Origin of the sequence: Hymenobacter terricola (assembly GCF_017921975.2) — a bacterium.
Taxonomy (GTDB): Bacteria; Bacteroidota; Bacteroidia; order Cytophagales; family Hymenobacteraceae; genus Hymenobacter; species Hymenobacter terricola.
The window spans coordinates 1-529 of record NZ_JAGEMO020000234.1 but is presented as its reverse complement, the minus strand read 5'-3'; the positions used below and the strand labels follow the sequence as shown (position 1 = coordinate 529).

Annotated in this window: 2 protein-coding genes; both read right to left on the bottom strand. The window is 61.2% G+C overall.

The genetic code is table 11. From position 1 onward, the window contains the following. The coding region (locus J4G38_RS28380; protein WP_226164196.1) for a hypothetical protein at nt 1-270 on the bottom strand (270 nt) is incomplete at its 3' end. Between the two features lie 15 nt (nt 271-285). Further along, on the bottom strand, nt 286-529 hold a 244-nt coding region (locus tag J4G38_RS28375), incomplete at its 5' end, for a hypothetical protein (RefSeq protein ID WP_226164194.1).

The following is a 529-nucleotide window of genomic DNA, read 5'->3' as shown; positions in this document are numbered from 1 at the left end:
GGAAGCCCGGAAAGCCCGGAAAGCCCGGAAGCCCGGAAAGCCCGGAAAGCCCGGAAAGCCCGGAAAGCCCGGGAAGCCCGGAAAGCCCGGAAAGCCCGGGAAGCCCGGAAAGCCCGGAAGCCCGGCGGCTCTCCTCCCATGGCGAGCGGCGAGCGGAGCGAAGCCACCCACCAAAGAAGCAGGAGCCGGAGCAGCAGAGGCCATGAGCTTTTTCTCTTGTGCTGTTTTTTTTGCGGCTGTCGCCTGTCGGCGGCAGCGGCTGAAAGCCATCCCCGGCGGCAAATTTTAGAGCGTCTTAGGGTGCCGTTTTGGGGGCGAAACGTTAAAGATTGCAAACGGGAAAATAAGATTTTCGCAGATGGGAAAATTGCCGTGTTCGTCTGTCGCGCTGCAAGCCATCCCGTAGACGGCAGCAAACAAAGGGGGCGGGAGGACGGCGGCGGCGAAAAAAAAGGGGGAGGAGCCCGGGAGATAATCGGCGGTTATGATTAACAGCTTCAGACGGATGCGGACGGGGAAGCCGGACGGA